This window comes from Aestuariivirga sp., assembly GCF_041738905.1.
In the GTDB taxonomy this organism is placed as follows: domain Bacteria; phylum Pseudomonadota; class Alphaproteobacteria; order Rhizobiales; family Aestuariivirgaceae; genus Aestuariivirga.
In genome coordinates this window covers 1-10,095 of record NZ_JBGSOZ010000062.1, presented here as the reverse complement: position 1 = coordinate 10,095, position 10,095 = coordinate 1, and the positions used below count along the sequence as shown (strand labels likewise).

The following is a 10,095-nucleotide window of genomic DNA, read 5'->3' as shown; positions in this document are numbered from 1 at the left end:
CCAATCCTCAAGGCCGCACTTCAAAACCATCGGACCGAGCAGCCAGCCTCCCATGCAGTTGACCGCTTGGCCGATGCTGCATAAGGTTCAACCAGCGACGCCAGCCTTGGCATTTTCAACAGAGTACGGGACATCCCCTTGGATACGCTCTGGGGAGTGTTGCTCTCTTTTGCTAGAAGCCGAGCCCAAATTTCCTGCATCTCTGCGTTTGAGATAAGTCGACACTTTTCAAAGAACTCGGTCATCCAGTCTTGTTCGATTTCTGCAGGTTTCGCGTTATCAGCGATATGTGGAATTGCCTTCGTAGCAATTGACTCTATGTTCTCTTGGTGTCGGCCTTCTTCACTAACCATTCTCCTCAATCCACGTTCTTGAATTTCAGAAAGCTTATTCTGCGTTTGTGCTTCCAGTATTGCGATGTCAGCCTTTGCTTTTGCGAGGCGACGCGCATGAACTGGCCTTGTAAACGCTCCGAGTTCGTTTGAGAGCCGCTTCACTAGGATCTTAGCTGCGTCTGATAAACCTTCTAGGCTCGAAAGATCTATGTTGACGTTTACAAGCTTGCCATCCTCGGACATTAGGCCATCCCCTTAAAGGTGTGAAACGTAAGTATAGGCAATCCTAACGTGTACATTCCGCTTCGCTCAAGACCTGTTTCGACAGTTCACTTACTGCAGCTTCCTCTCGATCTCCTCGTTGAACTCCTTCTCGAACACCTTCTTCTTCCCCTCGAAGGCCTCGATCTTGCCCCACACGATCCAGTGCGTCCTGGTCGCCGTCAGCCGCCCGTAGGTTTCCGTCCGCGTATGCCACGTCCCGCGGCGGCGTTCTTCGGTCCAGTGGGTTTCCATCTTGGCCGACAGGGGATCGTCCGGCATGATCGAGTAATTCTCCCGGCCCACGGCCGAGATGATCATGCCGTGCGGGTGGATTTCCTGTTCGCCGAAATCGTCGACGATCTCGATCTTCATTTCGCCCGTCGTCTCGTCCACCACCGTCTCGCGCTTGTTGGATGACGGACGAAGCTCCGTCATCTCGGCGGCGGGCGCGGCCTCGGGCCCCTTCCACGACAAGGGCGCTTCTGCCGCGATGTCCTTGCGGAGCGGCAGGTGGAGCATGGATTTGCCCGAATAGACGGTCAGCGTCACGGGTTCGGGTGCTGGCCACATCATCGGGAAGTAGGTGGTCGAGATCGACACGCGGATCTTGTGTCCTTTCGGAACCCGCCACGCGATGTCGTCCAGCTTGATCTTCATCTTGTAGCGCTTGCCGGGTTCCAGCGGCGTCGGCGTCTCGCGGCTCTCGCGCATGCAGAGGTTCTGCAGGTGGTAGGTAATGCGCGAGACTTCGCCTGTGGGCCACACGTCGTTGAGGCGGACAGCCACGCTGGCCACCGGCTTGTCGACCGAGAACTCGAGTTCAACCGCAGGCTGGCCCACGATGTCGATGTCGGTCACGAGTGCGGGCGTATCGAAGGTGATCGAATCCGCGTCGTCTTTCCGCTGGTCGCCGGGGAATTCGGGGCCGAGCCAGATGATGCAGTATTCGCCGCCATCCGCGCCCGTCGTCTGCCTGGAGGATATGGTGAGCGCCTTTTCCTCGCCCGGCGTGGGGCCGATGCCGAAATGGTTCAGCGCCCACTTCTTGGTTTCGACATGGCCGAAGCCCCAGAAACTGTCGCCCAGCCAGCGGCCGTTGATACGCTCCGGGAAGGTGCCGGGCTTGAACGGCTCCATGATGTAATAGCGGTAGTCCGGATCGCGCGAGACGCCCGTCGACTCGCCCTTCAGCCACTGGTCCCACCAGCGCAGGCTTTCCTGCAGGAAGCCGATGCGTGGCTCCGGCACTGCAAAATGCGGATACTTGTGCGCCCACGGCCCGATGATGGCCTTGCGCGTCGTCCGCATGCCCTTCATCAGGCGCGGCACCGCGTTCGAATAGGCGTCGTTCCAGCCGCCCACTACCAGCGTCGGCGCCTCGATCGCGCTGAAGTCCTCGCACACCGAACCGTGCTTCCAGTAGGCATCGCGATGCGGGTGCGACAGCCACGGGATCACCAGGAAGGGCTCGTTCTCCAGCCGGTTCATCCACATCTTGCGCCAGCGGTTGCCGACGATCTTCGGGTCTGGCGGACGCGACGAATAGGCGAGCATGGTGGCCGCCCAGCCCAGCATTTCGTTCAGCACAGTGCCGCCCTTGTAGTGAACGTCATCCTCGTAGCGGTCGTCGGTGGAGCAGATGGTGACGATGGCCTTCAGTGCCGGGGGCTTGCGCGCGGCCACCTGCAGCGCATTGAAGCCGCCCCACGAGATGCCGAACATGCCGACCTTGCCGTTGCACCACTTCTGCCTGGCGATCCAGGCAATCACCTCCAGTGCGTCGTCCTGCTCCTGCCTGGTGTATTCGTCCGCCATCAGCCCGTCGGACTCGCCATTGCCGCGCATGTCGACGCGGATCGAGGCATAGCCGTGGCCCGCGTAATAGGGATGCGTCAGCGCATCGCGCACGAATGTCCCGTCGCGCTTGCGGTAGGGGAGGTACTCGAGAAGCGCGGGCACCGGATTATCTTCAGCGTCTTCCGGAATCCACATGCGCGCGGCCAGCTTGCAGCCGTCCGACAGGGTGATCCAGAAATTCTCGACCTCCTTCGTCTTGCGTGGGAACTCGGTGATCGTCGTGATGGTCATGTCAATCCTCTGAAGGCAAGTGGCGGGAGAAGCGGGACAGGCCCGGCTCTCCAGTGATCGCGTCCGTTATTTTCCGTGTCGCCCCGTCCATGTGACTCGCAGCACAGAATAATCCGGCGCCCACGTTACAAGCAGGGCCAACGAATGCAAACATGAACGCCAGATAAATCGCCGGCTCAGAAACGGTTCAGGGCCCCCCGGTTAGACCAGCGTTCAACAAACGAACACCGAGAGGGAAACGACCATGAACAAGCTCTTCACAACTTTCGCCGCCGCCGCCATCGCCGCCGGCCTCTTCGCCACCGCCGCCACTGCCGCTTCGGTCTCGCCCAGCCAGCAGGTTTCGCCGTCGCAGGGCGTGGTGATCGTCCCGGCCTCCACCAGCGCAAACCAGGACAACGTCAAGGCTCCCGGCTTCAAGCGCGGCAAGATCGTCAACTTTGAAACCCGCGCCGCAACGGGCGACATCATCATCAACACCAGGCAGAACCGCCTCTACTACGTGCTCGGAGACGGCCAGGCCGTCATGTACCGCGTCGCCACCGCCAAGCGCGGCTTCGAGTGGAAGGGGTCGCACAAGGTCTCCGCCAAGGCCAAGTGGCCGTCGTGGTCGCCGCCGTCCGAGATGCGCGCGCGTCACCCCGAACTGCCGACCTTCATGGCTGGCGGCCCCGAGAACCCGCTGGGCGCCCGCGCCCTCTACCTCGGCTCGTCGATCTACCGCATCCACGGCACCAACGCGCCGGACTCGATCGGCAAGGCCGCCTCCTCGGGTTGCATCCGCATGCTGAATGAGGACGTGACGGAACTCTACAAATTCGTCAAACTCGGAGCGCGGGTTACCGTGCTCTGAGACGGACTGATCATCAATCCTCCCTGAAAACTCCCTGCAAAACGACTGGGCTCCGAAAGGAGCCCTTCCTTTTTTGACAAGACGCAAGCGCTGGCGCCGTCGTAGGATCGAAACGACCACGATGGAGTTTTGACCAACATGACGAACAGCCGCTTCAACCAGCCGCTCGGTGGCAACGACATGCCCCGCTTTGCCGGGCCCGCCACCATGATGCGGCTTCCCACGCAGCCCACGGCCGAGGGGCTCGATGTCTGCTTCGTCGGCGTGCCGATCGACATCGGCTCCTCCAACCGCTCGGGCACGCGCCATGGGCCGCGCCAGATCCGCGCTGAATCATGCATGCTGCGCCCCTACAACATGGCCACCCGCGCCAAGCCCTTCGAATCGTTTCAGGTCGCCGACATCGGCGACGTCGCCATCAACACCTTCGACCTGAAGAAGACAGTCGGCATCATCGAGAAGGCCTATGACGGCATCCTCGCGCATGGCTGCATCCCCTTGACGCTGGGCGGTGACCACACGCTGACGCTTCCCATCCTCCGAGCCATGAAGAAGAAGCATGGGCCAGTGGCGCTGATCCATGTCGATGCCCATGCCGACATCAACGACGAGATGTTCGGCGAGAAGATCGCCCACGGCACGCCTTTCCGCCGCGCGGTGGAGGAGGGGCTGCTGCAATGCGACAAGGTCTATCAGATCGGCCTGCGCGGCTCGGGCTATTCGCCTGAGGATTTCGACTGGCCGCGGAAGCAGGGCTTCACGGTGATCGAGGCCGAGCAATGCTGGTACAAGTCGCTGGCGCCACTGATGCAGGAGGTGCGTGCGAAGATCGGCGATCACCCGGTCTATCTCACCTATGACATCGACAGCCTGGACCCTGCTTTCGCGCCGGGCACGGGTACTGTGGAAGTGGGCGGCCTCTCGACCTGGCAGGCGCTCGAAATCATCCGGGGATGCAAGGGCCTCAATCTCGTCGGCGGCGACCTGGTCGAAGTCTCGCCGCCGCTCGACCCCGCTGGCAACACCGCCCTGATCGGCGCCAATTTCCTGTTCGAGATGCTCTGCGTGCTGCCGGGCGTGCAGTACGGCTGAGGTCAGCCCGGCAGAGAGCCCTCGTGCGCGAGGTGCTTCACGGCATTGGCAATGGCCTTGAAGCCTTCCATCGCCGGTTTGCTCACGTGCCGCGCCCGCATGTAGGAATGTGCGAGTGCTGGCTCTTCGCGGAGAGCGGCGGCAAGGCCCGCCGCCCTCATTTTGCCCTGGAAGATGATCCCGTCGTCGCAGAGCGGATCGTGCGCCGCGACCGTGATGTAGGCAGGCGGCAGCCACGAAAGGTCGCATGCGCTGTTCGGCACGGCGTAGGGGTCGCTCCAGTTCTCTGAGCCCCGCGGCCCAAGGAAGCTTTCGAGGTAGTAGATCATTTCATCGCGCGTGAGGCAGGGCGCGTTGGCGTTGCGGATATAGGATGATGTGTCGATGTCGGCGCCGAGCACCGGGTAGATCAGCACCATGCCCCTGAGTTGCGGCAGGCCCTGGTCGCGCAGCGCCAGTGCCAGTCCGACCGTCATCTGCCCGCCAGCGCTGTCGCCTGCGCCCACGATGTGCGAGGGATCGATGCCGAGCGCCCGGCCGGCGCTTCGCATCCACGCCAGCACTTTCAGAGAGTCCTCAAGTTGCGCCGGGTGCGGGTTCTCGGGCGCCAGCCGGTAGTCGACCATCACCACGACGACGTCCGCCTGGTCGGCGAGTTCGGCGCACATGTCGTCATGCGTCTCGCAGGATCCGACGACCCAGCCGCCGCCGTGGAAGTAGATGACACCGGGCTTGGGGCTTTCACCCGGCGGCCGATAGACTCGCACATGCGTGCCATCGACATCGAGGTCTTCAACCATCAATCGGTCGGGCCGTGGCGCGCGGAACATCCGGCATACGCCATCCCAGGCGGCGCGTTGCTCGGCAAGCGGCCAGGAGGCGGATTCGGGCGGGGAATGTTTCGAGAGCTCCTTGTAAAAAGTGAGCATGCCCTCGTCGACCGGCTGGTTCGTCATGAAGCTGTTTTCCCGAATGTGAATCTGTCATACGGAGATGGCAATCCTGCAGGAATGCAACGCGAACGTCCATTCATTCCGCTCATGTGGCCATTCACCAGAAGCACGCCTTCCTCGAGAGAACCTGAACCGCAAGTCCAGCCGCAATCGCTGGGCCTCGTGGCCGATGTGGTGCGTGCACTTCCCGATCCCGTGATCGTGGTGGAGGGCAATGGCAATGTCTTGCTGGCCAACGATCACGCGAAGACAGTCCTCGAGTCCGATCCGCAAGGGCTTCACATTTCAGCCTCGATCCGCGCTCCCGCATTGCTCGAAGCCGTCACCGCCGTGATGGCGGGCGAAGACCCGCTTGTCGTCGAGTATGAGCTCCGCGTTCCCATGCAGCGGAGTTTTCATGCTCATGTCTCGCCCCTCGGAAAGAACGAGGGTGCCGTGATCGTGCTGCGCGACCTGACGCGCGAACAGCAGATCGAGCGCATGCGCGCCGATTTCGTGGCCAATGCCAGCCATGAACTGAGGACGCCGCTGGCCTCGCTCTCCGGATTCATCGAAACCATTCAGGGTGCCGCGAAGAACGACGAGAAGGCGCAGGTGCGGTTCCTCGGCCTCATGCGCAGTCAGGCTGACCGCATGAAGCGCCTGATCGACGACCTGCTCTCCCTGTCGCGGATCGAGATGAACGAGCATGTGCGGCCCTCCGCGGAGGTCGACCTCACGCAGGTCGCGGGTCACGTGCGCGACACGCTGTCGGGCATGGCGCAGGAGTTCGCGTGCGAACTGAAAGTGGCGAGCGATGGGCCCCTGCCTGTTCTGGGCAACCGCGATGAACTCGTGCAGGTGCTGCAGAACCTCGTGGAGAATGCCCTGAAGTATGGAAGCTCCGGCAAGCGGGTCGACGTCGAGTGCCGCAGGCAGGGCGGCTTCGCGGAGGTGACGGTGCGCGACCATGGTCCCGGCATTGCCGCCGAACACATTCCTCGCCTCACCGAACGCTTCTACCGCGTGAACGTGCAGGAGAGCCGTTCACGCGGCGGCACGGGGCTCGGCCTTGCCATTGTCAAGCATATCGTGAACCGCCACCGGGGCCGGCTCGTCATCGCATCCGAAATTGGCAAGGGCAGCGAATTTGTCATCCGTCTTCCATTGAAAACCTAGATATGTCATATAGTTGACTTGTCATAATATTGTTATCTCGAAGTCACATAAGCGTTTTGTGCAGTCCATAGGTTCCGCCTGCATCACTCAGGAGAATTCAGACATGAAGCGCCTACTCATCACCGCAAGCCTTCTGGCCCTCACCGCCGTTCCGGCCCTTGCCGCCCGCGATCAGATCCGCGTTGTCGGTTCCTCGACAGTTTATCCCTTCACCACCGCCGTTGCCGAACAGTTCGGCAAGAAGACCGGCATGAAGACCCCTGTCGTTGAATCCACCGGCACCGGCGGCGGCATGAAGATGTTCTGCGAAGGTGTGGGCGAGGACAAGGCCGACGCCACCAACGCTTCGCGCCGTATCAAGAAGAGTGAATTCGAAGCTTGCGCCAAGAATGGCGTGACCGACATCGTCGAGATCGTCGTCGGCTTCGATGGCCTGACGCTGGCACAGTCGAAGGCCGGCACGCCGGTCAAGACCTCGCTCAAGAACATCTTCCTCGCTCTCGCCAAGGACGTTCCGGGTGCTGACGGCAAGATGGTCGCCAACCCCTACAAGATGTGGAACGAGATCGACCCCTCGCTTCCCGCCGTGAAGATCGAAGTGCTGGGCCCGCCGCCCACGTCCGGCACGCGCGACTCTTTCCATGAACTCATGATGGAAGCCGGCGCACTTCAGATCGACTCGATGAAGGATCTCAAGAAGTCCGACGCCAAGGCCTTCGAAGCGGCCTGGAAGTCGCTCCGCGAGGACGGTGCCTATGTCGAAGCCGGCGAGAACGACAACGTGATCGTCCAGAAACTCGACGCCAACCCCAACGCCTTCGGCATCTTCGGCTTCTCGTTCCTTGAAGAGAACGCCGCGAAGCTCGCTGGCGTCGAACTTGATGGCGTCACGCCGACCTTCGAGACGATTGCCGATGGCTCCTACAAGCCGTCGCGCGAACTCTTCGTCTACATCAAGAAGGCGCATGTCGGCGTGATCCCCGGCCTCGCCGAGTTCACAGCGGAATACGTCTCCGACGCCGCCACCGGCGAAGATGGCTACCTGGGCGACAAGGGCCTGGTGCCGCTGCCGAAGGATCGTCACGACAAGGTCGCCGCCGCTGTGGCCGCGATGGAACCGATGAAGGGCGATGAGCTGAAGTAAGCTCTTCTCTCGACAGCTGGGACGGCGCCGCGGATGTACCGGGCCGTCCCGGTCCTGTTTCTTATACTGGTGGATGGTGTTGCAAACGATGACCGCGATCTATTTCCTGATCCTCGCCGTGCTGGTCGTCGCCGGGTTCGTGGTGGGCAAGTCCCGCGCCACCACGGTCGGCAACCCCACCGAACTTCACTCGCTACCCGCCTACCACGGGCTTTTCACGGCAAGCGCCGTGCTGATCCCCATGCTGGTGATCATCCTTGTCGCAAACCCGCTGGCTTCGGCTTACGTCGTCAACGCCGGCCTTTCGGGCTTCGATCCCGCCGTTCTCGCGGACGGCCTCCAGCGCAGCACCATCCTGCGCGACATCGAGAATATCATCAGGGGCCAGTTCACCGGCACCATGACCCCGCAGCTCGAACAGGCCGCAGCCGCCATGTCTTCGGCTGAAACGGTTTCGTCCTGGGGCGTGCTTCTGCTGGGCCTCCTCGGCGGGCTTGGCGGGCTCTATTACGCCATCACACGCATCAGCCGCGATTTTCGCGCCCGCAACACTTTCGAGCGCATCACGGCCATCGTGCTGCTGGCCTGTTCGGCGGTCGCCGTTCTCACCACCATCGGCATCGTCTTCTCGGTCTTGTTCGAGACGGTGCGCTTCTTCACCAAGATTTCCGTCTTCGATTTCCTCTTCGGACTGCAGTGGTCTCCGCAAACGGCGATCCGCGCCGACCAGGTTGGCTCATCGGGCTCCTTCGGTATCGTGCCGCTCGTCGCCGGAACCCTGCTCATCACCACGATTGCCATGCTGGTCGCGGGCCCCATCGGCCTGTTCTCCGCCATCTACATGGCGGAATACGCCTCAAGCCGGGTTCGCGCGTTCGCAAAGCCCGTACTCGAAATCCTTGCCGGCATTCCCACGGTCGTGCTGGGCTTCTTCGCGGCCTTGACGGTTGCCCCCTTGATCCGCGGCTGGGGTGAATCGATCGGCCTCACGGTCGCTTCCGAGTCCGCACTCGCGGCAGGCCTCGTCATGGGCATGATGATCATTCCCTTCGTGTCCTCGCTCTCGGACGACGTGATCAATGCCGTGCCGCAATCGCTGCGCGATGGCTCCTATGCGATGGGCGCGACGAAGTCCGAGACCATCAAGAAGGTGGTTCTGCCCGCGGCCCTTCCCGGCATCGTCTCGGCCTTCATGCTGGCGATTTCGCGCGCGGTGGGTGAAACCATGATCGTGGTGATGGCCGCGGGCCTTGCCGCCAATCTCACCATCAATCCTCTCGAGGCCGTCACCACCTTCACGGTGCAGATCAAGACCATCCTCGTGGGTGACCAGGAGTTCGACTCGGCGAAGACACTCTCCGCCTTCGCACTTGGCTTCGTGCTCTTCTTCTTCACGCTCATCCTGAACTTCATCGCGCTCCGCATCGTGCAGCGGTACAGGGAACAATATGACTGACATTGCAGCAGCAAAGCCCACCGCGATGGCGAAGCCCACCGTCAGCAACGAACTCGTCGCCAAGCGCTATGCTTCCGAACGCCGCTTCCGCGCCTATGGCATCGGCGCGATCGTCGTCACAGGGCTTTTCGTCCTGGTGCTACTGATCGACATCATCGGCAAGGGTCTTCCCGCCTTCACCGAGCATCGCCTCGTGCTCGATGTGACCGCCTCGGCGGAAGCAATCGACCCGCAGAACACCGGCGACCCGGCGAAGATCCGAGGCGGTGACTTCGACACCATCATCCGCGACGCGCTGCGTGACCAGCTTCCGGGCGTGACCAGCCGTGCTGACCGCAAGCTTCTGCTCCGCCTGCTGAGTTCGGGCGCCGCCGATGACTTCCGCAACATGATGGTGGCCGACCCTGCAATCGTGGGAAAGACCGTGCGCGTCACCGCGCTGCTTTCCGATGATGCCGACCAGTATTTCAAGGGTTATGAAACGGCCGTCGTGCGCCGCTCCGGAAAGACAGCGGTTACAGTCGCTCCCGAGGGCGATCTGTTCCGCATCACCGCATCCGGGCCGGAGTTTGCCGCTGCGATTGCGGAGATCCGGCAATTCGCCACAAGCATTCTTGCGACGGATGGCCCTGAATTGACGCGTCTCGAAGCGGCCGTCGCCGAACTCGACCGCAACCTGAAACTGGCGGACCAGCGCATCGAAAGCGCCAACCAGTCCGGCGATCTCGCGGCCGCGTCGGCGGCGACCGCCG

The 10,095-nt window shown here is 62.1% G+C and carries 9 protein-coding genes; 6 read left to right on the top strand and 3 right to left on the bottom strand.

The window, feature by feature from the left end; genetic code table 11:
* Positions 1-20: 20 nt before the first annotated feature.
* Both ACEW8Q_RS04880 and ACEW8Q_RS04875 read right to left on the bottom strand, forming a co-directional pair.
* On the bottom strand, positions 21-578 hold the full coding sequence (locus tag ACEW8Q_RS04880) for a DUF2806 domain-containing protein (protein ID WP_373502931.1): 558 nt from the start codon (positions 576-578) through the stop codon (positions 21-23).
* A 90-nt stretch (positions 579-668) separates the two neighbouring features.
* Positions 669-2,687, bottom strand: a complete 2,019-nt coding sequence (locus tag ACEW8Q_RS04875; RefSeq protein ID WP_373502930.1) for a CocE/NonD family hydrolase — start codon at positions 2,685-2,687, stop codon at positions 669-671.
* A 244-nt stretch (positions 2,688-2,931) separates the two neighbouring features.
* On the opposite strand from ACEW8Q_RS04875, the gene ACEW8Q_RS04870 reads away from it, so the two are divergent.
* A complete protein-coding gene (locus ACEW8Q_RS04870) occupies positions 2,932-3,540 on the top strand; it encodes a L,D-transpeptidase (protein ID WP_373502929.1) in 609 nt (202 codons plus the stop codon).
* Between the two features lie 138 nt (positions 3,541-3,678).
* Positions 3,679-4,632 (top strand): agmatinase, encoded by a 954-nt coding sequence (gene speB / locus ACEW8Q_RS04865; RefSeq protein ID WP_373502928.1) that lies wholly within the window; start codon positions 3,679-3,681, stop codon positions 4,630-4,632.
* Positions 4,633-4,634: 2 nt separating this feature from the next.
* Here speB and ACEW8Q_RS04860 read toward each other — a convergent pair whose 3' ends face one another.
* Positions 4,635-5,588 (bottom strand): alpha/beta hydrolase, encoded by a 954-nt coding sequence (locus ACEW8Q_RS04860; protein WP_373502927.1) that lies wholly within the window; start codon positions 5,586-5,588, stop codon positions 4,635-4,637.
* Positions 5,589-5,642: 54 nt separating this feature from the next.
* Between ACEW8Q_RS04860 and phoR the strand changes: the two genes are divergently transcribed.
* The 4 genes from phoR to ACEW8Q_RS04840 form a co-directional block, all read left to right on the top strand.
* On the top strand, positions 5,643-6,743 hold the full coding sequence (gene phoR / locus ACEW8Q_RS04855) for a phosphate regulon sensor histidine kinase PhoR (protein WP_373502926.1): 1,101 nt from the start codon (positions 5,643-5,645) through the stop codon (positions 6,741-6,743).
* A 103-nt stretch (positions 6,744-6,846) separates the two neighbouring features.
* A complete protein-coding gene (locus ACEW8Q_RS04850) occupies positions 6,847-7,887 on the top strand; it encodes a PstS family phosphate ABC transporter substrate-binding protein (RefSeq protein WP_373502925.1) in 1,041 nt (346 codons plus the stop codon).
* Between the two features lie 88 nt (positions 7,888-7,975).
* Positions 7,976-9,343: a phosphate ABC transporter permease subunit PstC gene (pstC, locus tag ACEW8Q_RS04845; protein WP_373502924.1), complete on the top strand. Its 1,368-nt coding sequence runs from the start codon at positions 7,976-7,978 to the stop codon at positions 9,341-9,343.
* A partial coding sequence (locus tag ACEW8Q_RS04840; protein ID WP_373502923.1) for a DUF3333 domain-containing protein occupies positions 9,336-10,095 on the top strand: 760 nt, incomplete at its 3' end. The genes pstC and ACEW8Q_RS04840, both read left to right, overlap by 8 nt.